The following is a 26056-nucleotide window of genomic DNA, read 5'->3' as shown; positions in this document are numbered from 1 at the left end:
GCGGTAGATCACATCTATGGTCCATCCATTGACGATGTTTGCTGTAATGGATAGTCGATTGTGTGCGCTGCGCAGACTTCGGCACCTTGGTTTGCGCAAAGCCTAGCCAGATTCTTAGGAAACGTTCGTCACACTGACCTCTGGCCGCAGGTCCAACCGTCGGAGCAATTGGGCATTGGCGGCCACCACGACGGTCGAGATCGACATCAAGATCGCACCCACCGACATCGGCATGACGAAGCCGATCGGGGCCAATACGCCCGCCGCCAGCGGCACCGAAATCAAGTTGTATCCCGCTGCCCACCAAAGGTTTTGCTTCATTTTCCGATAGGACGCCTTCGATAGCGCAATCACCGACAGCACCGAGCGGGGATCCGAACTGGCCAGGATCACACCGGCCGACGCGATCGCGACATCGGTGCCCGCGCCGATCGCGATCCCGACGTCTGCCTGGGCCAGCGCCGGCGCGTCGTTGACCCCGTCGCCGACCATCGCCACTTTTAGGCCCTCGTCCTGCAGCTGCGCCACCTTGGCGGACTTGTCCTCAGGCCGCACACCTGCGAAGACCCGGTCGATGCCGAGTTGGCCTGCGACGGCCTCCGCGACCGGCTGCGCGTCGCCTGTGATCATCACCACGTGGACGCCAAGCCGGTGCAGCGCGTCGACGGCTTGCCGGGATTCCTCCCGCACCTCGTCGGCCAGCGCCAGCGCGCCCGCGACGTCGCCGTCGACGAGGACGTGCAGGATGATCGCGCCCTGCTCGCGCCATTCGGTGACGCCGGCCAGCTCCGTGCGGCCCGTCTCCTCCAGCAGCCGGGGCCCGCCGACCCGCACCGACATGCCGTCGACGCGCGCGGTCACACCGACTGCGGGTGACGAGCTGAACTCCGCCGACGCCGGCACGGTCAGGTCGCGGCGACGCGCCGCGGCCACGATGGCCTTGGCGAGCGGATGTTCGGAGTCCGACTCCGCTGCCGCGGCGAGCGCCAGCACGTCGTCCTCCGTCCGGTTCCCGGTCGCCACGACGCCCGTCACCGTCGGCTCGCCCTTGGTCAGCGTGCCGGTCTTGTCGAACAGCACCGCACCGACGGTGCGCATGCTCTCCAGGGCCAACCGATCCTTGATCAGCACGCCGCCGCGGGCGGCGCGTTCGGTGGCGATCGACACCACCAGCGGGATGGCCAGGCCGAGGGCGTGCGGGCAGGCGATCACCAGGACGGTGATGGCGCGGATGACGGCCTCCTGGGGCGCTCCGATCACACCCCATACCGCCGCGGTCAGGATCGCGGCGCCCAATGCGAACCAAAACAGCCAGGCCGCCGCCCTGTCGGCCAGCCGCTGCGCCCGCGAGGAAGAGTTCTGCGCCTCCGTCACCAACCGTTGGATGCCTGCCAGCGCGGTGTCGTCGCCGACCGCGGTGACCTTGACCCGCAGCCCGGAGTCGGTGGCGACGGTGCCTGCCACCACGGTGTCGCCGACGCCACGGCGCACGGTCCGCGATTCGCCGGTCACCATCGACTCGTCCATCTCGGCGGCGCCGTCGACGATGACACCGTCGGCGGGCACGCTGCCGCCTGGCCGCACGATCACCATGTCGTCGACGCCGAGGTCCGACGGTGCCACCGTCTCGGTACCGTCGGCCGTCACGCGCTCGGCCTCGTCGGGCAGTAGCGCCGCCAACGAGTCCAGCGCCGAGGTCGTCTGCGCCAGCGACCGCATCTCGATCCAGTGGCCGAGCAGCATGATCACGATCAGCAGCGCCAACTCCCACCAGAAGTCGAGATTGTGCGGCAGCACGCCGAGGCTGGCACCCCATGAGGCGACGAACGCGACCGTGATGGCCAACCCGATCAGCAGCATCATTCCCGGTGTGCGGGAACGGATTTCGCCGACTGCACCGGTGAGGAACGGTCTGCCGCCCCACAGATACATCACGGTGCCTAGAAGCGGCGACACCCACCGCGAGCCGGCGAACTCAGGCAGCTGATAGCCGAGGATCATCGCGAACATGCCGGACAGGGCGACCGTGGGCACGGCCAGCGCCAGCATGGTCCAGAACAACCTGCGGAACTGCGCGACGTGGTCCGCGTGGCCGCCGTGGCCGTGCCCAGCGTGCTCGGCGTGATCGGCGTGCGCCTGGTGCTGCGAGTGCGTGACCTCAGTCATGGCGTTCACTATATACCCCCTAGGGGTATATGCCCAGCCTTGTCCGCGCCACTCTGGACGGCGATGTCACATCCCTTGAACACGCCGTTGGGCCGCTTCGGCATCGAGACGCCCGAGGAGGGCCCGCAGCGTTGCGTCGCGTCCATACCGGCGGGCGGCATGGTCAACCCGCTGACCGGGACGCCCACCGTCGCGACGCTGGCGATGCTCGTCGACCACATCGGCGGCCTGGTCAACCACCACCGCCGGGGCCAGGGCGAGTGGACGGTCAGCAGCGAGTTGTCGCTCGAACTGGCACCGGACGCGCTGACGCACCTCGAGTCGGCGCCGGAGGTGCCGGTGTTCGCGACCGGCCGACCGTGTGGACCCACGGGCCGCACCGCGCTGAGCCTGTGCGAACTGACGCTGCGCGACGCGGTGATCGGCACCGCGACCGTGCGGTCCTTCTACATTGCCGCGCCCGGCCACCTCGCCGCGTGGCCCGAAGGGCCGACGGGTCTGCCGCCTGCCGGGTCGCTGGCCGACCGGATGGCGGTCCGCGTCGCCGAGAGCGGCGGTGCGGCCAAAGTGCTTGTGCAGGACCGCGATCCGGTGCTCAACAACAGCCTGGGCATCGTGCACGGCGGCGTCTCGGCGATGGCGGTGGAGTTGGTGGGGTCGGCGGCGGTCAACGACGGCCGCGGGGTCCAGCCGCTGCAGACCGCGTCGCTTCGGGTGAATTTCCTGCGTCAATTCCGTGTCTCGCCCAATGGCCCCCAATCCCGTTACGAGGGAACCGCTTTGCGGATCGGCCGCAGCACCGGTGTCGCGGAGGCGCGGGCCGTCGACGACACCGGCAAGGCGGCGGTCATCGCGCGCGTCACGGCTTGTCTCGGATAACATCCGCACATGCCCGAACCCGACGATTCGATGCGGGGTTCGGTGCACATCTGCGTCACCGCGATCATCGCGGGTGTCGTCATCGGCTTCGTCGGCGGCGCCTTCCGGTGGTGCCTGGAGAAGGCCGACGACCTACGCATCGATCTCGTCGACTGGGCGCACCAGCTGCCGGGTCCGGGTTGGCTGGTGCCGATTGCCGCGGCCGCCGCAGGCGCGACGCTGGCAGCGTTGATCGTGCGGTGGGAACCACTGGCAGCGGGCAGCGGTATCCCCCACGTGGAGGCCGTCTTTTTGGGCCAGGCCGAACCACCGCTCATCCGGTTGGTTCCGGCGAAGTTCATCGGCGGTGTGCTGAGCATCGGGTCGGGTTTGGTGTTGGGCCGCGAGGGACCGACGGTGCACATCGGCGCGGCCATCGGCGCCGAGACAGCGCGGCGAGCACGACTGCCGGATCCCGAGATAAGGATGATGCAGACGGCGTTGGGTGGCGCAGGCCTTGCGGTCGCGTTCAACGCACCGATCGGCGGAGCGCTGTTCACCCTCGAAGAGGTGACCAAGTCGTTCCGGTTGAAAACCGTTCTCGCGACTCTATTCTCGGCTGCCACCGCGGTCGCATGCTCCCGACTGGTGCTCGGCAACCACGCCGACTTCGACGTCGAACCGTTGGCCGATCCCGCTCTCGCATGGCTACCCGTCTTCATCGTGTTCGGGTTGCTGACCGGACTGCTTGGTGCCGCCTATAACGGGCTGGTGTTGTGGTTCCTCGACCGCGTCGGTGCGATACAGCGGGTCCCACCTGTGGCGAAGGCGGCCGTCATCGGTGCCGTCGTCGGCCTCGCGATGTTCGTGTACCCGTTGTCGGTGGGCGGCGGCGACGATCTGACCGAGCGGATCCTCGGTGGCCACGGTCTCGCGCTGTCCGTGATCATCGGGATCCTCGCGGTGCGTTTCCTCGCAGGCCCGCTGTCGTATTCGGTGCCGGTGCCGGGCGGGTTGTTCGCGCCATTGCTGGCGGTCGGCGCGCTGTGGGGGCTGCTGTTCACCGCTCTCTTCAACGCGGTATGGCCCACGGACGCAACGCAGTTGGCGGTCCCGATGGCACTCGTCGGAATGGCTGCGTTCTTCGGAGCCACCGTGCGCGCGCCGGTGACCGGGATGGTCGTCGTCACCGAAATGACCGCCACCACTGCGACGCTGGTGCCGATGATGGCCGCGACCGCGGCGGCGGTGCTCGTCGCGAACCTCATCGGCTCACTGCCGATCTACGACAGCCTGCGGGATCGGATGCCGCCCAACCCCGATCAGTAGGTCACGGTGCAGTCGCGTTAGTTTCCGTTGCGGCACAATACGGATACGACGTACGCGTCATCGCGGGCAAACGTGCCACCCTTTTCGCACAGGCGTCACATCCAACGGAGGAGTCACGCATGCGCGAACCGACCATGCTGCATCGATTGGCAGCGGAGTTCATCGGCACGTTCTGGCTGGTGTTCGGCGGCTGTGGCGCGGCAGTATTCGCCGCGAAATTCACCTCGGACGGCACCTCACTCGGCATCGGGTTCCTCGGTGTCTCACTGGCTTTCGGTCTGACGGTGCTCACCGGCGTCTACGCGTTCGGCACCATCTCCGGCGGCCACTTCAACCCCGCGGTCACGCTCGGCGCGGCGCTGGCCCGGCGCGTGGAGTGGAGGGCGGTGCCCGGCTACTGGATCACACAGGTGATTGCCGGTCTTGCGGCAGGCATGATGATCTACGTGGTGGCCAAGGGTCAGGAGGGCTGGACCGCAACAGGACACATGGCTGCCAACGGTTTTGGCGACCACTCCCCCGGCGGCTATTCGATGTGGGCGGTGATCGTCGCGGAGGTCCTGCTCACCGGCGTGTTCCTGCTGGTCATCCTTGGCTCGACCGACGATCGCGCACCGAAGGGATTCGCAGGCCTGTCAATCGGATTGACGTTGACGCTGATTCACCTGATCTCGATTCCGATCTCCAACACGTCGGTGAATCCGGCGCGGTCGACCGGCGTCGCGTTCTTCAACGGCGACGGCGCGCCCGGCCAGTTGTGGGTGTTCTGGCTTGCGCCCCTGTTGGGCGCGGCCATCGCGGGCATCGCGTATCCGTTCCTGTTCGGCCGCAACGAGGAACTGGCCGACCGTCCGGTGCGCGACGATGCCCTGGAGGAGCGCGCCACCACGTAGCGGTTACTTGACCGGCGCCTTCTTCTTGGCCCGGCTCGCCGCCGCCTTCTCGGTGCGTGCACCCTCGTTCGCCAACTGGCCGCCGGAGTTCTCCAGATGGGCCCGCATGAACCACTGGAACTTCTCCAGCTCCCCGGCGTGGCTGATGATCATGTCCTGCGACACCAGGTCGAGATCCTCGAGCGTCTCGATGCACTTACGGGTGTCCTCGATGACGCCGTTGTAGACCAGGTCCAGCGCGGCGAGGTGGGCCTGCACGGTGTCGCGCTCGACCGAGTAGTCGTCCCAGGTGCGGTCCTTGAGGATCGCGCCAGGCGTGCCGAGCGGCGACTTGCCGAGCGTGGCGATGCGCTCGGCGACCTCGTCGGCGTAGCCGCGGACCAACTCGACCTGCGGGTCGATCATCTCGTGCACACCGATGAAGTTCGGGCCGACAACGTTCCAGTGCACATGCTTGAGCGTGAGGTGCAGGTCGTTGTAGGTGCTCAGCTGCTTTTGCAGCAGATCGGCGACTTTGTTGGCGCTTTTCTCGTCAAGACCGGGAACTGTGAATGAAGTCATGGGCCCGGTGTACCCACGGTCCGCTTGAGGTATTCGCCGCTAGATGGCGCGCAGTTTCGGGATGGCCTGCCGCGGGGCCCGGCGCGGTGCGTGTGCGGGCCCGGTGACTTCGAGCAGTCGCACGGCGCGGTGCCGGTGCGGCCGCAACGGCTCGAGCAACTCCTCCATCGCCGGATCGTCGATGGGGTGGCCCAGCAGCCGCCACCCCACCATCTTCGCCAGGTGGAAGTCCCCGACACTGAGCGCGTCGGCGTCGCCGAACGCCCGTTGCGCGGTCTCAGCGGCCGTCCAGATGCCGACGCCGGGCAGTGACATCATCGCCGCGCGGGCGGCCTCCGGCGTGCGGGCGGTCAACCGCTCGAGCGAATCAGCGCGCTGCGCACAGCCGACAATGGTTCGCGCCCGTCCCGGGTCGACATTGGCGCGGTGGAACTCCCACGACGGGATGCGCCGCCACACGTCCGCGGGCGGCGGCACGCGCATGTGTTCAGGGGCCGGACCAGGCGCGGGCGCGCCGAATTTCGTCACCAGCGCCCGCCACGCACGCCGCGCGTCCTTGCCGTACACCCGTTGTTCGAGGATGGCCGGAACCAGTGCTTCCAGCACGCGACCGGTGCGGCCCAGCCGTAGGTGCGGCATCCGCCGGTGGGCCGCGGCGATGGTCGGCTCTGTCGGTGCGAAGCCGGACGTGTCGTCGTCGGCGCCGAGCAGCCCCGGCAGCGTTTCGACGAATTCCGTTGCGCCCGTTCCCCATACCTCACAGTCGACGGTGTCCGGTGCGGGCTTCGTCAGCCGCGCGGTGACGGGTCCGCTGCGCATCAGGCTGGTCCGCCAGATCGCGCCGTCGGCCGCGTCGTGATAGCACGGATCGTTACGGCCGCGCCGCAGCGGCGACAACGTCAGCCCCGGACTGACAGGCCCGGCGAAGGCGACGCTGACCGATCGATGCACCGGTCCAATCTATGCGACGGCGATGTCCGCTTTGTTGGGATAGAACGCGACGTGGCTCGCGATCTGCCCCACCGCGGGGTAGGGCTCCCGGTAGGTCCAGATCGCGTCCTCAATCGTGTCGCCGGCTTCGGTGACAACGTGGTAGTAGCTTGCATCGCCCTTGTACGGGCAGTACGTCTCGGTGTCGCTCGGCTTCAGCCGTTCGGCGACCACGTCGCGCAGCGGGATGTACTGCACCGCCGGATAGGTGGACTCCTGCAGTGTCAGCGCCTCGTCGGTCTCGGCCACCAGTTCGCCGTTGACCCGCACGGTGACGTGCTTGCCCGTGGGTTCGACGGTGATCGGATGGGAGGCGGTCGGCTGCAGTCCGGGTCGGTCACTCATAACTGTGGCAACGCGCTCCCCGCGGCCCGTGTTCCGCAGCTCCGTCGATACCATCGGGCCATGACTGACCAGATGCCGGCCGACGCACAGGCAGAGGTCGTCGTCAATGCCGACCCGCAGGCCGTCTACGCCCTGATCACCGACCTCACGTCGCTGGCGTCGCTCGCCGAGGAGGTCCAGACGATGAAGTGGCGCAAGGGCGATGCTGCGCGCCCGGGCGCGGTGTTCAGAGGACTGAACCGCAACGGCCTGTACCGGTGGAGCACCGTGTGCACGGTCACCGATGCGCAGCCCGGCCGCACATTCGCCTTCGACGTCAAGACCGGCGGGGTCATCCCGGTGGCCCGCTGGCGTTACGACATCGAGCCCGTCGACGGCGGTTGCAAAGTGACCGAGCGGACCTGGGACCGTCGGCCCGGATGGATCGTCAAACCGTCGCGGTTCACCACCGGGGTCAAGGACCGCACGTCGGCCAACGTCGAGCACATCAAGATGACGCTGCACCGACTCAAGGAGAAAGCCGAGGGCTAGTGCGGCCTGCCGGCGATCCTGTCCGCGACGACCGCGACGGGTGACGTCGTCGAGCGGCCGCGACCCTCGTGCCAGTCGGCGGCCTTGTAGGCCAGGTACATGCCACGCACGCCGATCCAGCGCAGCGGTTCAGGTTCCCAATTGCGCGCCTGGTGGCCGACCCACGGCAGTTGGGTGTGCGGCCCCGGCCGATCGAGCACCAGGTCCGCCAGGGTGCGGCCGGCGAGGTTGGTGGCGGTGACGCCGTGGCCGACGTAGCCACCGGCCCAGCCGAGGCCCGACGACTTGTCGAGCGCGACGCCCGCGTTCCAGTCCCGCGGTACGGCCAGCACCCCGCACCAGCCGTGGGCGATCGGAATGTCGCGCACCTGCGGCAGGATCGAATGCAGTGTGGCAGTGAGGTGTTCGATCGTCCGCTGGGGCACCCGGCCGTCGACGTCGGTGCGGGAGGCGTACCGGTAGGGCACGCTGCGCCCGCCGATGGCGATCCGGTCGTCGACGGTGCGTTGGGCGTAGAAGAAGCCGTGCGCCGTGTCGCCGACGGTTTCGCGGCCGTCCCAGCCGATGGACGCCCACAGGCTGTCCGGTATCGGCTCCGTGGCGATCATCGAACTGTTCATCGGCAGCCAGCGGCGCCGCAGCCCACGCATGCGTGCGGTGAACCCCTCGGTGGCGCGCAGCACGATCGGCGCGCGCACGGTGCCGATCGCGCTCACCGCGCGGCCCTGCTCGATGGTGGTGACGGGGGTGTTCTCGTAGATGTCGACGCCGAGCCGCTCGACGGCATCGGCCAGGCCACGCGCCAACTGGGCGGGCTGGATCCGCGCGCAATGCGGTGTGTGGTAGGCCGACACTACGCCGTCGAACCGAATGCGTTCGGCCGCTTCGGCTTTCGTCAACGGCGCGATGCCGTCGATCTTCCAGCTGAGCTCCTCGTCGATCTCGGCGGCCAACCGCGACGCCTGCGCGGCGTTGCGGGCGATCTGCATGGTGCCGCCCTTGACGATGCCTGCGTCGATGCCCTCGGCGGCGGCGACGTCGATGACCTCGTCGACGGCCTCATTCAGCGCCCGCTGCCAGGCGATGACACCATCGCGGCCGTACTGCCGGGCCATCCGGTTGCGGTCACCCGGCACCAGCCCGGACAGCCACCCGCCGTTGCGCCCCGAGGCGCCGAAGCCGGCGAAGCGGGCCTCGAGGATCGCGATCCGCAGCGACGGGTCGGCGCGCTTCAGGTAGTACGCGGTCCACAGCCCGGTGTATCCGGCGCCGACGATGCACACGTCGGCGTCCCTGTCCCCCGGCAGCGGCGGGCGCGACGACGGGTAGTCGCTGAACCAGTGTGAGACGCGACCGTTGACGGGAACTGTGGTTGGCACCGTCAGATTCTGGCACCACCCGCACTTGTCGGACCGAAGGGGCAAGCTGGCCGCACCGACGAGAGGAAGAGATCCGGCATGTGCTCCGACTACTACGACGTGTTGCAGGGCAAGATCCGCAAGGCGGGGTGGACGGTGCAATACGTCGAAAGTGACCGCACGCCATACGCATACACGGTCGGGCTGCACGACTGGGACGTCCCAGAACTGCTGATCACCGGCGTCTCGCGGCACCGCGCCCATCGGCTGCTGGACGCAGTGGCCCGCAAGCTGGTCGGCGGCGAGGTGCTGACGCCGGGCCAGCAGATCTCGCTGCCCGACGGGCCGCTGGTCGAGGTCGTCGAGGTGGGTCATCCGGATGTCCACATGGGCTGGGCGGTGGCGTTCGGCGGCCCGGACATCGAGGCGCTGCAGTTGGTGTGGGCCGACGGCCGCGGGCGCTGGCCCTGGTCGGCGCAGTTCGCCGACGGGCGGGCGACGCAACCGGTGCTCGGTTGTCGGACCCTCGGCGCAAGCTGGCCATGACGACGACAGGAAGGTGCGGTCATGTGCTGGCAGTGCGACAACCCCAACGGCACCACCGAGGAGTACCTCGACGAACTGCGCGCGACGATCCGGCTGCACGGGTGGGTGGTGCAGGGTGTCGAGGACGAGCGGTTGCCGTTCGCCTACACCATCGGACTGCACGACCGCGGGCTGCCGGAACTGTTGGTGACGGGGCTGTCGCCGGAGGATGCGGCGCGCCTTTTGAACGACGTCGCGGTTGCCGCGCTGGGCGGGCGGGTCTTCGAGCCCGGCGCGCATGTGGCCGTCGGCGACGGTCCGCTACTCGAGATCGTCGAGGTGGAGCATCCGGATGCGCATCTGGTTTTTGCGGTGGCGCTGGGCGGTCCGGACGTTCGCGCGCTGCAACTGGTGTGGCCCGACGAGCGGGGCCGTTGGCCGTGGGCGGCGGGATGGGGCCGGGGTCGGCTGCGGCAACCCGTGTTGGGGATCAGAGGCCAGAACGCTCAGAAGGCGTAGCGGTGGTACTGCGCCATGAACCGCAGCGCGGGAACGACATTCATCGCCTTCAACGTCCACCGGTAGTACCACGGCACATGGTCGAACGCATCCGAATCGAGGGCCGATACCCATGACAGCAGCCGCACCCCGCGCACCGCCTCGATGATGTCGTCGGGTCCGTCGATGCCCCAGTGCAGCGTCGCGCCCGAGCGTCTCACCACGGCGTTGGTCCACTGCGATCTGATGCCGAGCCGGTTGAACGCGTCGAATTGCAGTTCGCCGGACGGTGCGTGCTCCACCACCCGGCGCAGCAGCGCGACGCCGTCCTGTTCGGTCAGGTACATCGTCAGGCCTTCGCCGATCATCAAAGTCGGACGGTCCCGCGGGATGTCGGCGAACCACGCGGGGTCGGTGACCGACGCGGCGATGACGTGGTAGTGGTCGCGTGGGGGGTACAGCTGGCGGCGCAGGTCCGCGACGTCGGGGTAGTCGACGTCGTACCACTCGACGCCGGGACCGGGGTCCAGCCGGAAGCATCGGGCGTCGAGGCCGCAGCCGAGGTGCAGCACCACGGCGTCGGGATGCACGGCCAAGAACTGGCGCGCCCACCGGTCGAAGTGCGACGAACGCGTGGTCACCGCGGGCGAGTTCGCCGCGGTGATCGACGTCTTGGACCAGTCGTAGTCGATGCGGTCGACGATGTCCTTGGCGAACTGGTCGCCGAGGATCGGGTGTTCAAGGCCGGCATCTACGGCCTTGGCGTAGAACGTGGCCAGCATGGTCTGCGGCGCACCGGACAGATCGACGTGAAGTTTCTCGGTCACATCACCCGACGGTAGTCACGTACCTCATCAACGGCTGACCGTTGAACGGTGCTCGGCGCGCCGTTCAGCTGGCGGTTTTGCTCCTGCGTTTGGCGTCCCGCAGGCCCACCCAGAACCGGGCGGCTTCGCGAATCGAGTCCTCGACCGGCCTTGGCTGCCAACCCAATTCGCGGACCGCCTTGCTGTGGTCGACGGGTGCCTCGGCGCGCATCAGGCGCAGCGACCCCATCGAAAGCTGCTCGTCGGTGCCGCGCAGCTTGGCTTTGATGCTGCCCGCCGCCGCCAGCGCATAGGACATGGGCAGCGGAATCGACTTGGTGGGCGCGGGAACTCCGGCCGCCTCGGCGGCGATGCGGACGACCTCGGCGTTGCTGATCATCTTCTCCGAGACCAGGTAACGCTCGCCGACGCGGCCGCGGTCGGCGGCCAGGATCATCGCGTCCGCCGCATCGTCGACGCCGACCGCCTCCAGTTCGATACCGCTCATCACGAACGGCAACTTGCCGAACGCGGCGCCGGCGATGATCGCGCCGTGCGGCGTGCGGCCCCAGTCGCCGCTGCCGTACGTCGTCGACACGCACATCGCCACCGCGGGCAGGCCGTGCTGCTTGGCGTACGACAGCACGATGTTCTCTGCCTGCACCCGCGACCGGACGTACGGCGTCAACCGCCTCTCATCGACGATGACGTCGTCCTCGGTGGCGACGTGTCCGCGGCGCCTGCCGACGGTGACGTAGCTGCTGGTGAACACGAACTTGCGCAGCCCCGCATGCCGGGCGACCTCGAGCACGTTGCGGGTGCCCTCGACGTTGGTGCGGAACAGCGGTGCGGGATCGCGCAGCCACCCGCGGGTGTCGACCACGCAGTAGTAGACGTCGTCGACGCCGGCCATCGCCTCGCGCAACGTGTCGTCGTCCCAGACGTCGCCGACGAACCGCGTCACGTCGAGATCGTCGATGCCGACGGTCATCGCGTTGGGCCGCACCATCACTCGCACCTCGTGCCCGTCGCCCACCAACCGCCGTGTGACGTGCGAGCCGAGGAACCCGTTGGCGCCGATGACGAGTTTCACCTGGCCCCTCCGAACTGGCTCAGCCACGCCGCCGCCTCGTCGGGCAGCGTGCCGAGTTCCTGCGCTTTGCGGCACCACTTCTTCGTCGCGGCGACGAAGCGCAGCGGGTTGTAGATGTCCTCCTGGCGGCACCACTGACCGTCGCCGGCGTAGGTGAGGATCGAGATGTTGGTGGCGCTGATGATGGTGCCGTCACCCGGATCGCGCATCGGGTTGTCCAACTCGCAGATGATCCTGCCCGTCGGCTCGTCGATCACCGACCACAGCGACGGAAACGACGTCATGTAGCTGCCGGGAAACGACTCCATGGTCCGCCAGATCCAGGGCCGCACCTCGTCTCGGCCGTGCATGGTGCCCGCCGCGTGCTCGACGTAGGTGACGTCGGGTGTGTACTGGTCAACCCAGGGATCCCAATCGCGGGTGCGCGCGGCACGGTCGACGGTCGCCTCGAACGTCTCGAACGCCGCGGCCAATTCCTCGCGGGTGAACGTCTTGCTCGTCACACTCAGAACTAGAACACGTTCTACCTGTCTTTGTCGAGCGGTCGCTCGTATCGTCAACAGAGTGAAGGGCCTGCTCGGGCTCGTCTTCGCGGTCGTCGTGCTCGCCGGGTGCGCCGGTGAACCGCGGCCTGCGAACTTCTCCGGACTCGTCGACATCGGCAACGGGCGCCACCTGTTCCTGACCTGTCGGGGTGCGGGCGCACCGACCGTGTTCATCATCCCCGGCAAGGGCAGCCACGCCGCCGCATGGCGCGTCGTCGTATCCGCGGTCGCGACCACCACCAGCGTCTGCGCCTACGATCGGCCGAACACCAGACGGGACGGCGACTATCTGTCCACCCCGGTGCCGCAACCGCACTCCGTCGCCCAGGCCGTCTCCGACGTCGTGAAATTGGTTGGCGCAGCTCGGCTTTCGACGCCCATGGTGGTGGTCGCCCATTCTTACGGCGGCCTCATCGCCGATCTGCTGGCCCGCACCCATCCCGGACTCGTCTCCGGCCTGGTCCTGGTGGACCCGACGTCGGAGTACCTGCCGCGACTGGGCCGGGCCGAACAAGACGCCCGGTTCGACCAGGCGGCGCGAACGCCGGCACCGGATGCCGACGGTGAGGGGTTCCTCGCCGACGACGCGTTCGCCACGCTGCGGGTCGCCCCGCCGTTGCCGTTGCCCCGGATGCCCGCGATCGTGTTGAGCGCCGACGTCTCCCGCGGCGACATGGGCGCAGGCGACTACACGAAATACCAAGTGCACCGCGCCAACAGCCTGCTCGCCGAGACGCTGTGGACGGACAACGTGATCGTCGGCGGCAGCGGGCACAACATGATGCTGTCCCGGCCGAGCGCCGTCGCCGCGAAAACGCTCGCGATGGTCGACTGGGTGCGCTCCGGGGTCAGGCGGCGCTGAGGACCTGCCGGTCGCCAAGCGGGCTCTGCAACGGCACCACCAGGGTGCCGGTCACGGCGAGCATGATGCACATCCGGCCCGCGACCGGTGGCAGCGCGCCGCCCTTCAGGTCGATCGTGACGGCATCGGCGGTCTCATGCACGGTGGCGTGCACGCCGTTGCACGCGGGTGTGCCCGTCGTGAAATGCACGGCCACAGCGCGGTCACCGGCGCGACTCCACGACTGGATGGGCATCGGCTGCGGATCGACGATCGAAGGGTTGTCGGTGAAGGCCACGCCGTCGACCTCCTGCGCCTCGGGTGGCGCGGCCGGCGCCGCCGACGCCGCGGGCGCGATCCAGCCGGCGACCACGAGAGCGGCGAGGACCACGGCGGCTGCGCGCATGTATTTAACGGTAGCGACAACCACGGATTAACCCAGCGCGGCGCGCGGTTGATAAAGACACTATGTCGCAGCAATTCAGACACGATCCGGACGCGGTCGCCGCCCTTTCCGAAGAGCAGTACTACGTGACGCAGCAGAACGGCACGGAGCGCCCCTTCACCGGTCAGTACTGGGACAACCACGAGCCCGGCATCTACGTCGACGTCGTATCGGGCGAGCCGTTGTTCGCCTCGGAAGACAAATTCGACAGCGGCACCGGCTGGCCGAGCTTCACCAAACCGGTCGACGCGGACAACGTGATCAAGAAGCGGGACTTCTCGCATCTGATGATGCGCACCGAGGTGCGGTCCAAACACGGCGACAGCCACCTGGGCCATGTGTTCAAGGACGGACCGCGGGCGCAAGGCGGGTTGCGCTACTGCATCAACTCGGCTTCGCTGAGGTTCATCCACCTCGACGACCTCGAGGCGCAGGGGTACGGGCAGTACCGGGCCCTATTCGAAAAAGGAGTGAGCGTGAGCGAGTACAAGACGGCGATCCTGGCAGGCGGCTGCTTCTGGGGCATGCAGGACCTGATCCGCAAGCAGCCCGGCGTGGTGTCGACCCGGGTCGGCTACACCGGCGGGCAGAACGCGCATCCGACCTACCGCAACCATCCCGGCCACGCCGAGGCGATCGAGATCGTCTACGACCCGGCGCAGACCGACTATCGGAACGTGCTCGAGTTCTTCTTCCAGATCCACGATCCGACCACGAAGAACCGGCAGGGCAACGACGTCGGCACCAGCTACCGGTCGGCGATCTTCTATCTCGACGACGAGCAGAAGCGCGTCGCGCTGGACACCATCGCCGATGTCGACGCCTCCGGGCTGTGGCCGGGCAAGGTGGTCACCGAGGTGACCCCCGCCGGTGACTTCTGGGAGGCCGAACCGGAGCACCAGGACTACCTGGAGCGCTACCCGAACGGGTACACCTGCCACTTCCCGCGGCCGGGCTGGAAACTGCCGAAGCGCGCTGAAGTTTAGGAAGCACGGACGCCGAGGCTACGGTTTCTGACGAGAAATCGGCCGAAATCCGTCAGAAGGCGTGGTTTCGATGTATCCGGGTCAGGCAGCGCGGCGGCGCACCACGATCCGGCCGCCGTCCTTCGGTGTGAACGCGATGCCCCGGAAATGGACCTTCTCCTCCGGGGCCTCGTCGGTCTCGATGACGAAGTGCCGCAAGATGGTTCGCAGCACGACGTCCATTTCGACGTTCGCGAACGCCGCCCCGATGCAGCGGCGGGTGCCGCCGCCGAACGGCACCCACGCCGTCGGCGTCCTGGTGCCCATGAACCGGTCAGGGTCGAAGCGCTCGGGATTCGGGAACACGCCGGCGTTGGCGTGCACGTTGGCGATCGCGATCATCACGGTGTAGCCGTGCGGAATCCGGAAGTCGCCGAGGTCGAAATGCGGCGCCTGCACGTGCCGTCCTGAGAAGTCGATGACCGTCCGGTTGCGCTGCAACTCCTGGATGGTGGCTTGACGAAACTCGTTGCCGCCGTTGTCGTTTTCCTCGACGAGCCTGGCGAGCACGTCGGGGTGGCGGCGCAGCCGCTCGAACGCCCAGCCCAGCGTCGACGCGGTGGTCTCATGGCCGGCGCCAAGCAGCGTCAGCAGTTCGTCGGACACGTCCTGGCGCGACATCGGCGTGCCGTCCTCGTAGGTGCTGCGCAACAGCAGCGCGAGGATGTCGGTGCGCTCGTCCAGATTCGGGTCGGCCTTGGCCTTGTCGATTAGCGCGAAGACGGTGCGGTCGAAGTTGCGGCGGAACTCGGCGAGCTTGCCCCACGGGCTGTGCCTGCCCGTGTTGAACCGCGGCTCCGGGAGCGTGGCCATCCGCGAGCCCAGTTCGGCCCACGGCGGGATGATCTCCCGCAGGAAGTCCAATTCGGCGCCGTCGGCGCCGAACACGGTGCGCAGGATGACGTTCAGCGTGATCCTGTTCATCGCTTCCAGGGTTCGGAACTCGACACCCTCCGGCCACGTCGCGGCTTCGCGCAGCGTCTCCTCTTCGATGACCTTCTCGTAGTTCTTGATGCTCTGCCCGTGGAACGGCGGGGCGAGCAGCTTGCGGCGGGCCCGGTGCTCCTTACCGTCCAACGCGAAAACCGAACCGGGACCGAAGATCCGGCTGAGGTTCGGCTGGACGTTGATCAGGTCGTCGGTGCTCGCGAGAAACACCTGACGAGCCAATGCGGGGTCGGAGACCACCACGCTGCGGCCGAAGAACGGCACATTGATCGCGAACACCGAGCCGTACCGCTTGTCGGCGTACCGCAGGAACCGGCGGCGGAACCCGGCCATCAAGACCATCTGAACGACCTTCGGCAGGTGCACTGCCGGCGGCATCTTTCCCGGCCGCTCCGTAGCGCTCGCTTCCACGGTCACTGCGGTGTCAGTCATCGGTGCCTCACTCCTAGCCGTCTGTTTGGTACTTCGGTGTACCGTGGGTCTGTGTAGTACGGTACCGGTTGGTACCAACCGACACAAGGGCAGGGAGGCGAAATGACGACAGCGCTCGACAGGGCCGCATCCGTCGATGACGCCTTCCGCGACCGGTTGATCGACGGGTTGGCCGCATCCATCGGCGAGCGCGGATACCGCGACACCACCGTGGCCGACATCGTCCGGCACGCCCGCACCTCCAAGCGGACCTTCTACGAGCAGTTCGCCAGCAAGGAGGAGTGCCTGATCGAACTGCTGCGGCGAAACAACGAGAACCTGATCGCCAACATCCAGGCGGCTGTCGATCCGGAGGCCGACTGGGATCAGCAGATCCGGCAGGCGTCAGTGGCCTACGTCGACCACATCGGGTCGCGGCCCGCGATCACGCTGAGTTGGATCCGCGAAGCGCCCGCGCTCGGGGAGGTGGCCAAGCCGCTGAACCGGCAGGCGATGGAGGCGTTGACCGACATGCTGGTCAACCTCACGGACAGCCCCGGCTTCCGGCGTGCCAATCTGCCGCCGATCTCCAGGCCGTTGGCGTTGATCCTGCTGGGCGGGTTACGGGAATTGACAGCGCTTTTCGTCGAAGACGACCGCGATGTGCAGGGCATCATCGAGCACGCGATCGCAGCGGCGACCGCCCTGTTGGGCCCGCGCGGCTGAGTCAGCTCATCTCGACGAACGGGTCGCGACCCCCGATCGGCTTTCGCAGTTCTCTGATCTCGTCGTCGAACGACGCCGAGGCGACCCGGGGAAACTTGTAGTTGGGGTCCTTGCTCTGCCGAAGCCGCTCCCAGAGTTTGATTCGCATGGCGCGCGCGAAGGACACCTTCGGGAAACCGAGCGAGGTGCCGTCGACCTTGCTGGTGAACGCGACCCCGAACTCCGATTCGGCGGGCACCGCCACACTGACCAACGATTGCGGCCACAGATTGGCCGAGCCGACGACGACGAACTCGTCATCGAAGATCCACGTCTTCGAATGCACGAAGTCATGGAAGATGCGGACCTCGAATCCGCTCTCGACGAATCTCTCCACCCTGGTCACCGTCTGCAGCAGCACCGGAGGATTGGTCGAGCTTGCACCGGTCAGGGTCCTCACCAGGTTGTCCCGCGCACCGGCATCGGGCACCGGCAACGCTCCGCCCTTCTGTGCGGCGACGACGACCAACTTCACCCCGCGCCCGACGGCATCCGCCAGCAGGCGCTCGATCGTGTCGGGCACATCAGGCAGGTCGGATCGCAGCCGCGGCGAGGATCCGCCGACCGGATTGGTTCTGGTGGGGGCGGGCCCCATGGTCTGGAAAAACTGCTCCTCGAGATAGATCGACTTCCTGGCGTTGCGTATCGCTCGCGACAGCAGCGAATAGTAGGTGTGGTCGCCGTCCTTGGCGTACTTGCGTTTCCAGCCCGTGGTGTCCGTGGGGAACGGCGGATAGGTACGCACGAACTGAACCTGATGGGCGTCTCCCTGGGTCGGCGATAATGACCGCTTTGTCGCGCTGAGGCCACCGAGCGGCGGCTTGACCGACTCCCAGCGCTCCTCCAACGTCTTGCGGCCGAGATCGGCGCCCACACCGATGATCTCGGCTTGCACATCGAACCAGCCTCTGCGCATCAGGGTCAGGTCGATCCCGCCGACGAACAGGTGAGAACTCGACTTGAGCTTGACGAAGGCCGCCTTTTGATGGTGCGACCCGCGAGGGGGCAGTTGGTCGTCGACCGACGCATCGACGTCCACGTTCGCCGCCTTGGCGACTTCTCCCGCCCCGTCGTTCTGCGGAGTCGCGAGCATCCGTACCTTCGCCCGATGGCCGCGCGCCGACTCGAGGAACAGCTTCAGCTGCTGGAAGTCCTTGAACTTCTCGGTGAAGATCATGTCCAGGCTGAAAGACCAACCGGCCAACAGGATCTCATCGTTCTCCCCGGCCTGCGACAGCACTGCCGCGAGCCGGTCGTAGTACGCCGTAGCGGAGGTGTGGACGAGAATCCCAGCGGTCGGCACCGTCTGGAAACACCATTCGTCGTCCGATCCGGGACCGCCCGGCGGCAGGAACCAGTCGGTCAAAGCTGTCGCCCGGTCTTGGGGTCGTAGGCCACCTCCACGGGCACGACCTGGTCGGTCGGCAGGACCTCGACCCACTGGTCGAACACCTCGAAGTCGGCTGTCCCCGGCGTCGCCCGGAAACCGCCCTGCAGCGGATAGAACCCGTGCTCGTAGACCTTGTCCACCGGCGTGGCCGAGACGCGGTTGTCGTCATCGATTTCGTCGGTCGGATAAAGATCCACTTCGACTGATGCGGCGTGTTTTTCGGCGACGACGTCACACAGGTGGTTGATCGCGTCGCGCACCGTGACGAACGGTCCGGAGTGCGGGATCTGCGCCAGTTCTGCGGGCGCGGCAACGTACTTGTCACCGAGACCGTCGGTGCCCTCGACGTGGAGTCGCTGCAGCCAGTTCATCGCCGCACGTTCCTTGCCCGGTCGAACGGGGATCACGGCCTTGACCCACGGCGCGTTGAGGAACGCGTTGCGCAGGTCGTCGCCGTCGAGTTGAAGCAACCAGCCAAGGGACGCACCGAGTTTGGCGGGGCGTGATTCCTCGGTGATGTAGTAGGTGTCGACGCGGTTGTCGGCCCCTCCCCACGACACGGTGTCCATGGGCGCGACCTGGGTCTTCTGACTCGTCGTCGCCACACTCGTGACGACGTTCTTCGTCGCCTCGGATTGCAGTTCGCCGAATACGGAGGAGGCACCGGCGATGTCCGACGGGATCCGCTGCCCGCCCAACGACTGGTGGCTTTGATGCAGGCGGGGACGCCACCACTCCGGCGCGACGAAGTACAGCATCTTGTCGACGTCGAAAATGGTGTTCAGCAACTCGGCGACGACGTGGCGGGTGCGGTCGTCGGGCATCGGCAGATCTTTGGTCAGCATTTCCTGGATGAGGCTGCGGTACACCACGATGCGTTCCTCTTCGCGGAGATCCTCGAACGCGCGCGGTTCGATGTTGCTGGCCTTGTTGATCCGGTCGCGGGCGGCTTCGACGAACGCCTTCTCGAATTCGCGTCGCGTCTCTTCCTTGAACTTCTCGATGGCGTCGTTGCGCTCGGTGTTCACCCTGTCCAAGGTTGCCTGCGTCGGTTGCCAGGTGACTTTGGCGGTGACGCGCAGCGGCGACACGTTGCGGAAGTTGACGTGTTCGAGGTGGATGCCGAAGGTGATCTTGCCCGGCGAGGGCTCCGCGATGTCGCTCAGCGAGATCTCGATGTCGTTTCCGCCGTAGTCGAATTCGATGATGCCGTCCTCAACCGCACCGTTGGGGCCGAACTCGTACCCTGCCTGTTCGCACACCGCGATGTAGCCGGAGAAGTCCGCTTGAATCTTCTCCTTGTCGCCCTCGTTGGTGTCGAGGTTGACCTCGATGCCGTCCCGATACGCCTCGTCCATGTCGTCTTCGGGGATGGTGTCCTCGGTTCTCGGGACGAACGGGATGTCGATCGGATGCTCGGTGACGATCGGCGTGGGCATCGGGATGTCCTCCGGCGAAGGCGGGGTGCCCACCTCCGGGCCCTTGGCCAGGTGCACGAGATTGGCGATACCGAGTTGACGGCCGGGGTCGTCGACGTAGGTCTGCCAGCACAGGTACGTCCCGATGTCCTGGACCTGCACCCCGACCTGCCTCATCTTGCGTCGCAACTCGTAGTTGATCAGCTTGTCGGTGTGGTTGGTCATGACGTAGCGCCTACTGGACGTGTCGGTCGTCTCGGTCACGGTGCGGAATGTGGTCTTGTAGTTCTTGCGGATCTCGGTCGACAGCTTCTCGGTCTGCTCCCGCATGCGTCGATGCGTCACTTCCCGTGCCTTGGACTGCGTCTTGCCCATGTCGATGTTGGCCGACGCGCTGGCGCTACCGCCGATCCAGCTTTGGTTGGCGGTGGTGTTGACGCCGAACTTGGTGTCGGACTTGTTGTCCTCTTTGACCGCATCGGACAATTCGTCCTGCTCGGTGCTCGACTTCTCGGTTTTGACGAGGGTCTCGATCGCGTTCTCGGTTATCCGTTCGACGAGCGTCTTGCGTGTGCTGACCTCGACCAGTTCGACGGTCGCGCCGGGGCTCAGCCAGACGTGGCCTACCGGCGGGCCGAGGAACGTGTCGAACTCGAAGAAGAACTGCCGGAACAGGTGCACGATCCCGAGCGGCGACAGGCTCACCCGGTCCAGATCCTTGAACGGGTCCATGTAGTCGAGCGGATCGCGGAACTTGAGCAGTGCCAGCAGTCGGGACAGGTTCCTGTCCGGTCGGTAGAACAGCTCCTTGAGTTCGTTGAAATGGTGATTGGCCTTGAGGTACATGACGAATCCGGCGACCGCCGACTCGCGGTTCAACTGGTTGGCAACCAAGTCGTTGACGCCGGGGCGACTGCGCGCGGTCTTGTGCCATCGTTGCGTTTCGGGGATCACGACGCTCTTCAGCGTCTCCTGGATCCGTTCCGGTGAAATGAGGGTGTCCCACACCGCGTCGTCGTATTCGGTGAGCGGGGGCAGTGAGTCGGCGATGCGCTGCATGACGAAGCTGCCGCCGAACCGGGTCTGCCCCTCGCTCAGTTCCGCCGGTTCCAGCTTGGCGATGCGGGTCAGCGTCTGCCGCTCGTCGACCGCAAACTCGAACTGCCCTTTGAACTTTCGGTACAGCGACTCGAACGCGCGGGCCTGGTCCACAGAGAACCCGCGGTCCCATCGGCGGATCATCCGCTTGGCCCGCCAGCCGAGCATCGGTTGGTAGACACCGAAGATCTCGCTGTCGTACGGCAGGATGTTCTGGTACTGCGAAAGGTCTGTCGTGCGCTTCATGGCACGACTGTCGCAGCGGCGCGACGAGGCCGTAGGGGTAGCGGACTACCCCAATTTGCGGTGCCGGATCGTTTCGCCCCTAGGTAGTCCGCGCCGCAGAAAAGTGCGGAGATTCCGCAAATACGCTCGGCGAGATGCGCTTTGATCACCCGGCACGCCGCGTCGGCAAAGCGTCAGCGCAGCATCAACCTGGCGGATTTCTCCAGCCGCTCGGCGATCTCGGCGTACGAGGCGTACCCCATGCCCGCGCGGACCAGGGCACCGGAGTACAGCATCTCCAGTGAGTCGATGATCTCGGGATCGGTGTCCGGGCCCAACGCGGCCGCCAACCGGTCGCGGATCTCGCCGCCGATACGCAGTCGCAGCACTTCGACATCGGGGTCCTTGCCGAGCAGCGCGCTGGTGACCGCGGATGCGAACTCCGGTTCGTCGGCGACCAACAGCGAGATGTGGCCGAGCACATCGACCACGCGCGTGGCGGCGTCGTCGGAGTCATGGGCAGCGGGTGGCGACGCGGCAAGCCGCCGCCAGAACACCTCGGCGACCAGATGCTCCTTCGACGAGAAGTAGGTGTACGCGGTGGCCGCTCCGACGCTGGCCTCGGCGGCCACCCGGCGCACGGTGAGGCCCGCGAAACCGTCCCTGCTCAGCAGATCGACGGCGGCACGGCCAAGGCGGTCTACGGTGTCGGCCTGCTTGGCGGTCAGGCGGCGCCGCGTCGACTCCAAGACCGGATCGGACACGTGTCCGGACGCTACTACAACCGCCATCTACCAGCAACGGTAAGTTGGGCAGCGATGAGCACCACAGAGCAGTTGTTCGCCCTCGCCGATCAGGTCACCGGGTTCATGCCCGCCGAGGAAGGGCGTGCCCTGTACGACACCGCGTGGAAGTACCTGGGCGACGGCGTCGGCGTCGAGATCGGCACCTACTGCGGCAAGTCGACAGTACTGTTGGGCGCCGCCGCGCAGCAGACCGGTGGCGTCGTCTACACCGTCGATCATCACCACGGTTCCGAAGAGCACCAACCCGGTTGGGAGTACCACGACACGTCCATGGTGGACGCCGTCACCGGGTTGTTCGACACGCTGCCGACGCTGCGTCACACCCTGGACGCCGCAGGCTTGGACGACCACGTGGTCGCGGTCGTCGGCAAGTCCCCCGTCGTCGCCCGCGGCTGGCGAACTCCGTTGCGGCTGTTGTTCATCGACGGCGGCCACACCGAAGAAGCGGCGCAGCGCGACTTCGACGGCTGGGCCCGCTGGGTCGACGTGGGCGGGGCGCTGATCATCCACGACGTCTTCCCGGATCCGAACGACGGCGGCCAGGCGCCGTTCCACATCTATCAGCGGGCATTGGCCACCGGCGACTTCCGCGAGGTGTCGGCGACCGGTTCGATGCGGGTGTTGGAACGGACGTCCGGAACACCGGGCGCGGCGCTGTAGTCGCTCACCAAACGGGTAGGAAATTCTTCCGCCTGCGCACCGGATTCTGGCTTCTGCGCCATTACGGCACCACTGCCGGTCATGACACGTTGAGTGCGACCGCCAGCCCACCGGGGGCAGGCACCGCACACTGGAGACACTTCGATGAAAGCCGCCCGCTTCACCTCACTCATCGCCGGCGCCGCCGTCGCCGCAGGCACTCTGACGGCCCTCGTCGCGCCCGCCGCGATCGCACAGGCACAGCCCAAGGAGACGTTCATGTGCTGGTTCAACGGATCGGCCTACGAGCCAGGGACGAAGACCGCCTATTACGACGGAACCACAATGATGTGTCAGAAGGACGGCAACTGGAAGTACATCGGGCCGGGCCGTAACAGCCCGTCCTAGCGATCGCTTGTGGCACAGGCGCAGTCGTATTCGCCTTCAAGGCCGCGCGGCAAGTCGACACCGCGGAACAGACCGTTGGCCGCGGTGGTCCGCGACAACGCGTCGGCGGCAAGGATCATCGCCGCGCCGGTCCAGGTCGTGCGCTCCACCGGCCAGCGTTTGCCGTCGGCGTAGACCAGGCCCGTCCAGTAGGACCCGTCGTCCTCGCGCAGGTGATGCATGGCCGCGAACTGTTCGTGGGCGCGGGCGGACTGCCCGATCGCATCCAAAGCCAGGACCAGTTCGCAGGTTTCGGCGCCAGTGACCCACGGCCTGTCGTCGACGCAGCGGATTCCGAGGCCGGGCACCACGAAGTCGTGCCAGCGCTCGTCGATGCGCTCCCTGGCCGCCGCGCCGCGCAGTGCGCCGCCGAGCACCGGGTAGTACCACTCCATCGACCATCGGTCCTTGACCACGAACGACTCGGGATGGTGCGCGATCGCATGGCCGAGTTGACCGACGGCCACCTCCCATTCGGGCTGGGCGTCGTCGACGTAATCCGCCAGCGCCAACGCGCACCGGATGCTGTGGTAGATGCTCGCACACCCGGTCAGCAGCGCCTCTGGTTCCGGACCGGAAGGTCCTTTCGCCCAAGCGATTTCACCACTGCTGGCCTGCAGGTCGACGACGAAGTCGATGGCCTTGCACACCACCGGCCACATCGTCTCCGCAAACCGGCGGTCGCCGGTGATCAGCACGTGGTGCCATACGCCGGTGGCAATGTACGCGCAGAAGTTGCTGTCGCTGTTGGCGTCCTCGACGACGCCGTCGCGCAACTGGATGGGCCACGAACCGTCGGGCCGTTGTGCGGTCCGGCACCAGTCGAACGCGGCGCGCGCCGGTTCGAGAAGACCCGCGACAGTCAACGCCATCGCGTTCTCGACATGATCCCACGGGTCGGTGTGACCGCCGTCGAACCACGGGATGGCACCTGAGGATTCCTGCGTCGCCGCGATCGATCGCGCGGTCTGCCGACACTGCGCAGGCGTCAGCACGCCGGGAACGCCGGGAATCTCAGGCAACAGGCCCCACCGGCTTCCTGAAGTACAGCGCGACGCTCTTGCCGATCAACGGATTCAGCAGCGACTCCGCGGTGCGGGTCAGCCACGGCTGTTCGACCATGTCCCACACCAGCAGCTTGTGGTACGCCGCGACGGCGGGATGGTCGTTCTTCGACGTGCCCACAGCGCATTTCAGCCACCAGAACGGCGAATGCAGCGCGTGCGCATGGTGCGTGTGCGTCAACCGTAGACCGTGCGCCAGCACCTTGTCGCGCAGTGCATCGGCCTTGTAGATGCGGATGTGACCGCCTTCGTTGGCGTGGTATTCGTCGGACAGCATCCAGCAGACCTTCTCGGGAAGCCACCGCGGGACCGTGATCGCCAGCGAGCCACCGGGTTTCAGCACCCGCACCAGTTCACCGATGGCGCGGTCGTCGGTAGGGACATGCTCGAGGATCTCGGACGCGATGACGCAGTCGAAAGTGCCGTCTGCATAAGGAAGTTCGAGCGCATCGCCCTTGACCGCCTCGGCGCGGGCCGAGTCGGGCACCTCACCCTGCTCCTTCATGGCCTGCAGGATCTCGTCGACATCGTTGAGGTCGGCCGCGTTCTGGTCGAATGCGATGACGTCCGCGCCGCGCCGATACGCCTCGAAGGAGTGCCTGCCCGCGCCACAGCCCACGTCGATCACCTTGGTACCCGCGCCGACACCCAGCCTGTCGAAGTCGACCGTCAGCATTTCGTCATCGCCCGCTCGTAGACCGACACCGTCTGCGCCGCAACGGATTCCCAGCTGAACACATCGAGCGCGCGCTGACGGCCTGCGGCCCCCAGCCTGCGCCGATCCCCCGGCGAGTCCAGCAGTTCGCCGAGCACGCGGGTCAACTCGTCGACATCGGCGGGCCGCACCAGGCGTGCACACGCACCGTCGGTGCCAACCACCTCCGGCAGCGCACCAGCCCGGCTCGCCACGATCGGCGTGCCGCTGGCCATCGCCTCCACCGCGGGCAGCGAGAAGCCCTCGTACAACGAAGGGATACAAGCGATTTCGGCCGACGCCAGCAGGTCGGCCAACTCCGAATCGGACAGGCCGCTTGAGCTGTGCACGATGTCAGAGATGCCCAACTCGGCGATCAGCTTCTCGGTCGGCCCGTTCGGCTCCAGCTTGGCGACCAGCTGCAATTCCAGATCGCGTTCGACGCGTAGCCGCGCGACCGCGTGCAGCAGGTGGCTGACCCCCTTCAAGGGCACGTCGGCGCTGGCGATCGCGATGATGCGACCGCTCACCCGCTTTTCGGCCGGCCTGAACAGCGCGGTGTCCACACCGAGCGGCACCACGTGCAGTTGACTCGGTGACACCGCGAAGTCCTCGGCGATATCGGCCGCCGAGGTCGACGACACGGTCAACAGTTCCGGGATCTGACGCGCCACGTTCTTCTGCATCTCGGCGAACCCATACCAGCGCCGCACCAACGGCTTTCGCCACCACTTCGCGGCCGCCACGTCCAGCACACGGTCGCGGGTGATCGGGTGGTGCACCGTCGCCACCACCGGCAGGCCCAGCGCGGCGATGTCCAACAGGCCGGTGCCAAGGCTCTGGTTGTCGTGCACGACGTCGAAGTCGTCGAGGCGCTCGGCCAGCAACCGCGCTGCGCGCATCGTGAACGTGCGCGGCTCGGGGAAGCCGGCAGTCCACGTCGTCAGCAGTTCGAGCATGTCGATGTGGTCGCGGATCTCGCTGGGCCGGGGAATCCGGAACGGATCCGGCTCGCGGTAGAGGTCGAGGCTGGGCACCTTGGTCAGCCGCACCCGCGGATCAAGCACCTCGGGATAGGGCTGACCGGAGAACACCTCGACGTCGTGGCCGAGTTCGACGAGCCCGCGGGACAGGTGACGGACATACACGCCCTGACCGCCGCAATGGGTCTTACTCCGGTAAGACAGCAACGCGATACGCATGGTCAACGGGGGTCCGTCAGGTGGACAGATGGCGTCACGCAGAAACTCCGAACCCTCTGGACATGTGTCCAGACTATAGTTTGACGTGCTAGCGGACGCAACGCGACCGCCCAGCCCTGACTATCACAGCCTGGTCGATT

27 protein-coding genes are annotated in these 26056 nt (G+C 67.0%); 11 read left to right on the top strand and 16 right to left on the bottom strand.

Features of this window, described 5'->3' with window-relative positions; translation table 11 throughout:
• Window positions 1–114: 114 nt before the first annotated feature.
• Window positions 115–2166, bottom strand: coding sequence for a heavy metal translocating P-type ATPase (locus C1A30_RS26870; protein ID WP_101951334.1), 2052 nt, complete (start codon window positions 2164–2166; stop codon window positions 115–117).
• A 63-nt stretch (window positions 2167–2229) separates the two neighbouring features.
• Between C1A30_RS26870 and C1A30_RS26865 the strand changes: the two genes are divergently transcribed.
• The 3 genes from C1A30_RS26865 to aqpZ all read left to right on the top strand — a co-directional run bounded on the left by C1A30_RS26865 (window position 2230) and on the right by aqpZ (window position 5246).
• Window positions 2230–3045, top strand: a complete 816-nt coding sequence (locus C1A30_RS26865) for a PaaI family thioesterase (protein ID WP_101951333.1) — start codon at window positions 2230–2232, stop codon at window positions 3043–3045.
• 9 nt (window positions 3046–3054) lie between these two features.
• On the top strand, window positions 3055–4353 hold the full coding sequence (locus C1A30_RS26860; RefSeq protein ID WP_101951332.1) for a ClC family H(+)/Cl(-) exchange transporter: 1299 nt from the start codon (window positions 3055–3057) through the stop codon (window positions 4351–4353).
• 119 nt (window positions 4354–4472) lie between these two features.
• The gene (aqpZ, locus tag C1A30_RS26855; RefSeq protein WP_101951331.1) at window positions 4473–5246 is read left to right on the top strand and encodes an aquaporin Z; all 774 of its coding nucleotides are present in this window, start codon (window positions 4473–4475) and stop codon (window positions 5244–5246) included.
• Between the two features lie 3 nt (window positions 5247–5249).
• On the opposite strand, the gene C1A30_RS26850 is transcribed toward aqpZ, so the two are convergent.
• From C1A30_RS26850 to C1A30_RS26840, 3 genes are read right to left on the bottom strand one after another with little or no spacing between them, the layout of a single operon-like run.
• A complete protein-coding gene (locus C1A30_RS26850) occupies window positions 5250–5807 on the bottom strand; it encodes a Dps family protein (RefSeq protein ID WP_101951330.1) in 558 nt (185 codons plus the stop codon).
• A gap of 39 nt (window positions 5808–5846) precedes the next feature.
• A complete protein-coding gene (locus C1A30_RS26845; protein ID WP_101951329.1) occupies window positions 5847–6758 on the bottom strand; it encodes a DNA-3-methyladenine glycosylase in 912 nt (303 codons plus the stop codon).
• Window positions 6759–6767: 9 nt separating this feature from the next.
• Window positions 6768–7142 (bottom strand): DUF427 domain-containing protein, encoded by a 375-nt coding sequence (locus C1A30_RS26840; protein ID WP_101951328.1) that lies wholly within the window; start codon window positions 7140–7142, stop codon window positions 6768–6770.
• A 60-nt stretch (window positions 7143–7202) separates the two neighbouring features.
• Here C1A30_RS26840 and C1A30_RS26835 point away from each other — a divergent pair, with 60 nt between their 5' ends.
• A complete protein-coding gene (locus tag C1A30_RS26835) occupies window positions 7203–7673 on the top strand; it encodes an SRPBCC family protein (RefSeq protein WP_101951327.1) in 471 nt (156 codons plus the stop codon).
• On the opposite strand, the gene C1A30_RS26830 is transcribed toward C1A30_RS26835, so the two are convergent.
• Window positions 7670–9052 carry an FAD-binding oxidoreductase gene (locus C1A30_RS26830; protein ID WP_200828439.1) on the bottom strand — a complete coding sequence of 461 codons (1383 nt, stop codon included), beginning with the start codon at window positions 9050–9052 and terminating at the stop codon, window positions 7670–7672. The two genes, C1A30_RS26835 and C1A30_RS26830, sit on opposite strands and share 4 nt — an antisense overlap.
• Before the next feature lie 78 nt (window positions 9053–9130).
• Between C1A30_RS26830 and C1A30_RS26825 the strand changes: the two genes are divergently transcribed.
• A complete protein-coding gene (locus C1A30_RS26825) occupies window positions 9131–9577 on the top strand; it encodes a DUF4262 domain-containing protein (protein WP_101951325.1) in 447 nt (148 codons plus the stop codon).
• Between the two features lie 21 nt (window positions 9578–9598).
• The gene (locus C1A30_RS26820; protein WP_101951324.1) at window positions 9599–10075 is read left to right on the top strand and encodes a DUF4262 domain-containing protein; all 477 of its coding nucleotides are present in this window, start codon (window positions 9599–9601) and stop codon (window positions 10073–10075) included.
• On the opposite strand, the gene C1A30_RS26815 is transcribed toward C1A30_RS26820, so the two are convergent.
• From C1A30_RS26815 to C1A30_RS26805, 3 genes are all read right to left on the bottom strand, one after another.
• Complete coding sequence (locus C1A30_RS26815; protein WP_200828546.1) at window positions 10063–10836, bottom strand: class I SAM-dependent methyltransferase; 774 nt, start codon at window positions 10834–10836, stop codon at window positions 10063–10065. The genes C1A30_RS26820 and C1A30_RS26815 overlap by 13 nt on opposite strands.
• A gap of 109 nt (window positions 10837–10945) precedes the next feature.
• Window positions 10946–11980: an NAD-dependent epimerase/dehydratase family protein gene (locus C1A30_RS26810; RefSeq protein ID WP_200828438.1), complete on the bottom strand. Its 1035-nt coding sequence runs from the start codon at window positions 11978–11980 to the stop codon at window positions 10946–10948.
• The gene (locus C1A30_RS26805) at window positions 11950–12456 is read right to left on the bottom strand and encodes a nuclear transport factor 2 family protein (RefSeq protein WP_101951321.1); all 507 of its coding nucleotides are present in this window, start codon (window positions 12454–12456) and stop codon (window positions 11950–11952) included. The genes C1A30_RS26810 and C1A30_RS26805 overlap by 31 nt, the downstream gene beginning before the upstream one ends.
• Before the next feature lie 61 nt (window positions 12457–12517).
• On the opposite strand from C1A30_RS26805, the gene C1A30_RS26800 reads away from it, so the two are divergent.
• Window positions 12518–13360, top strand: a complete 843-nt coding sequence (locus C1A30_RS26800) for an alpha/beta fold hydrolase (protein WP_101951320.1) — start codon at window positions 12518–12520, stop codon at window positions 13358–13360.
• Here the strand turns inward: C1A30_RS26800 and C1A30_RS26795 are convergent.
• Complete coding sequence (locus C1A30_RS26795) at window positions 13347–13745, bottom strand: hypothetical protein (protein ID WP_101951319.1); 399 nt, start codon at window positions 13743–13745, stop codon at window positions 13347–13349. The two genes, C1A30_RS26800 and C1A30_RS26795, sit on opposite strands and share 14 nt — an antisense overlap.
• A 62-nt stretch (window positions 13746–13807) precedes the next feature.
• Between C1A30_RS26795 and C1A30_RS26790 the strand changes: the two genes are divergently transcribed.
• Entirely contained in the window at window positions 13808–14770 is a 963-nt protein-coding gene (locus tag C1A30_RS26790; protein WP_101951318.1) for a bifunctional methionine sulfoxide reductase B/A protein, read from the top strand.
• A gap of 81 nt (window positions 14771–14851) precedes the next feature.
• On the opposite strand, the gene C1A30_RS26785 is transcribed toward C1A30_RS26790, so the two are convergent.
• Complete coding sequence (locus tag C1A30_RS26785; RefSeq protein ID WP_101951317.1) at window positions 14852–16189, bottom strand: cytochrome P450; 1338 nt, start codon at window positions 16187–16189, stop codon at window positions 14852–14854.
• A gap of 102 nt (window positions 16190–16291) precedes the next feature.
• Here C1A30_RS26785 and C1A30_RS26780 point away from each other — a divergent pair, with 102 nt between their 5' ends.
• Window positions 16292–16894, top strand: coding sequence for a TetR/AcrR family transcriptional regulator (locus C1A30_RS26780; RefSeq protein WP_101951316.1), 603 nt, complete (start codon window positions 16292–16294; stop codon window positions 16892–16894).
• Between the two features lies 1 nt (window position 16895).
• On the opposite strand, the gene C1A30_RS26775 is transcribed toward C1A30_RS26780, so the two are convergent.
• The 3 genes from C1A30_RS26775 to C1A30_RS26765 form a co-directional block, all read right to left on the bottom strand.
• Window positions 16896–18299, bottom strand: coding sequence for a phosphatidylserine/phosphatidylglycerophosphate/cardiolipin synthase family protein (locus C1A30_RS26775; RefSeq protein WP_101951315.1), 1404 nt, complete (start codon window positions 18297–18299; stop codon window positions 16896–16898).
• Window positions 18296–21085: a hypothetical protein gene (locus tag C1A30_RS26770; protein WP_101951314.1), complete on the bottom strand. Its 2790-nt coding sequence runs from the start codon at window positions 21083–21085 to the stop codon at window positions 18296–18298. The genes C1A30_RS26775 and C1A30_RS26770 overlap by 4 nt, the downstream gene beginning before the upstream one ends.
• Before the next feature lie 173 nt (window positions 21086–21258).
• Window positions 21259–21828 carry a TetR/AcrR family transcriptional regulator gene (locus tag C1A30_RS26765; RefSeq protein WP_101951313.1) on the bottom strand — a complete coding sequence of 190 codons (570 nt, stop codon included), beginning with the start codon at window positions 21826–21828 and terminating at the stop codon, window positions 21259–21261.
• Between the two features lie 54 nt (window positions 21829–21882).
• Here C1A30_RS26765 and C1A30_RS26760 point away from each other — a divergent pair, with 54 nt between their 5' ends.
• Window positions 21883–22530, top strand: a complete 648-nt coding sequence (locus C1A30_RS26760) for a class I SAM-dependent methyltransferase (protein ID WP_101951312.1) — start codon at window positions 21883–21885, stop codon at window positions 22528–22530.
• Window positions 22531–22674: 144 nt separating this feature from the next.
• Complete coding sequence (locus tag C1A30_RS26755) at window positions 22675–22917, top strand: hypothetical protein (RefSeq protein ID WP_101951311.1); 243 nt, start codon at window positions 22675–22677, stop codon at window positions 22915–22917.
• Here the strand turns inward: C1A30_RS26755 and C1A30_RS26750 are convergent.
• The 3 genes from C1A30_RS26750 to C1A30_RS26740 are packed head-to-tail and all read right to left on the bottom strand — an operon-like array spanning window position 22914 to window position 25916.
• On the bottom strand, window positions 22914–23978 hold the full coding sequence (locus C1A30_RS26750; RefSeq protein ID WP_101951310.1) for a prenyltransferase: 1065 nt from the start codon (window positions 23976–23978) through the stop codon (window positions 22914–22916). The two genes, C1A30_RS26755 and C1A30_RS26750, sit on opposite strands and share 4 nt — an antisense overlap.
• Window positions 23971–24696 (bottom strand): class I SAM-dependent methyltransferase, encoded by a 726-nt coding sequence (locus C1A30_RS26745; protein WP_101951309.1) that lies wholly within the window; start codon window positions 24694–24696, stop codon window positions 23971–23973. Before C1A30_RS26745 ends, C1A30_RS26750 begins: the two co-directional genes overlap by 8 nt.
• Window positions 24690–25916: a glycosyltransferase family 4 protein gene (locus C1A30_RS26740; RefSeq protein WP_101951308.1), complete on the bottom strand. Its 1227-nt coding sequence runs from the start codon at window positions 25914–25916 to the stop codon at window positions 24690–24692. Before C1A30_RS26740 ends, C1A30_RS26745 begins: the two co-directional genes overlap by 7 nt.
• Window positions 25917–26056 lie beyond the last annotated feature (140 nt).

The organism is Mycobacterium sp. 3519A (assembly GCF_900240945.1).
Taxonomy (GTDB): domain Bacteria; phylum Actinomycetota; class Actinomycetes; order Mycobacteriales; family Mycobacteriaceae; genus Mycobacterium.
This window is presented reverse-complemented; position numbering and strand designations above follow the sequence as displayed.

Excerpts from the sequence above, each read along its gene's own strand:
- C1A30_RS26870 (WP_101951334.1), bottom strand. The coding sequence starts at position 2,166 with ATGACTGAGGTCACGCACTCGCAGCACCAGGCGCACGCCGATCACGCC.
- C1A30_RS26865 (WP_101951333.1), top strand. The coding sequence starts at position 2,230 with ATGTCACATCCCTTGAACACGCCGTTGGGCCGCTTCGGCATCGAGACG.
- C1A30_RS26860 (WP_101951332.1), top strand. The coding sequence starts at position 3,055 with ATGCCCGAACCCGACGATTCGATGCGGGGTTCGGTGCACATCTGCGTC.
- aqpZ (WP_101951331.1), top strand. The coding sequence starts at position 4,473 with ATGCGCGAACCGACCATGCTGCATCGATTGGCAGCGGAGTTCATCGGC.
- C1A30_RS26850 (WP_101951330.1), bottom strand. The coding sequence starts at position 5,807 with ATGACTTCATTCACAGTTCCCGGTCTTGACGAGAAAAGCGCCAACAAA.
- C1A30_RS26840 (WP_101951328.1), bottom strand. The coding sequence starts at position 7,142 with ATGAGTGACCGACCCGGACTGCAGCCGACCGCCTCCCATCCGATCACC.
- C1A30_RS26835 (WP_101951327.1), top strand. The coding sequence starts at position 7,203 with ATGACTGACCAGATGCCGGCCGACGCACAGGCAGAGGTCGTCGTCAAT.
- C1A30_RS26825 (WP_101951325.1), top strand. The coding sequence starts at position 9,131 with ATGTGCTCCGACTACTACGACGTGTTGCAGGGCAAGATCCGCAAGGCG.
- C1A30_RS26820 (WP_101951324.1), top strand. The coding sequence starts at position 9,599 with ATGTGCTGGCAGTGCGACAACCCCAACGGCACCACCGAGGAGTACCTC.
- C1A30_RS26815 (WP_200828546.1), bottom strand. The coding sequence starts at position 10,836 with ATGCTGGCCACGTTCTACGCCAAGGCCGTAGATGCCGGCCTTGAACAC.
- C1A30_RS26795 (WP_101951319.1), bottom strand. The coding sequence starts at position 13,745 with ATGCGCGCAGCCGCCGTGGTCCTCGCCGCTCTCGTGGTCGCCGGCTGG.
- C1A30_RS26790 (WP_101951318.1), top strand. The coding sequence starts at position 13,808 with ATGTCGCAGCAATTCAGACACGATCCGGACGCGGTCGCCGCCCTTTCC.
- C1A30_RS26785 (WP_101951317.1), bottom strand. The coding sequence starts at position 16,189 with ATGACTGACACCGCAGTGACCGTGGAAGCGAGCGCTACGGAGCGGCCG.
- C1A30_RS26780 (WP_101951316.1), top strand. The coding sequence starts at position 16,292 with ATGACGACAGCGCTCGACAGGGCCGCATCCGTCGATGACGCCTTCCGC.
- C1A30_RS26770 (WP_101951314.1), bottom strand. The coding sequence starts at position 21,085 with ATGAAGCGCACGACAGACCTTTCGCAGTACCAGAACATCCTGCCGTAC.
- C1A30_RS26760 (WP_101951312.1), top strand. The coding sequence starts at position 21,883 with ATGAGCACCACAGAGCAGTTGTTCGCCCTCGCCGATCAGGTCACCGGG.
- C1A30_RS26755 (WP_101951311.1), top strand. The coding sequence starts at position 22,675 with ATGAAAGCCGCCCGCTTCACCTCACTCATCGCCGGCGCCGCCGTCGCC.
- C1A30_RS26745 (WP_101951309.1), bottom strand. The coding sequence starts at position 24,696 with ATGCTGACGGTCGACTTCGACAGGCTGGGTGTCGGCGCGGGTACCAAG.
- C1A30_RS26740 (WP_101951308.1), bottom strand. The coding sequence starts at position 25,916 with ATGCGTATCGCGTTGCTGTCTTACCGGAGTAAGACCCATTGCGGCGGT.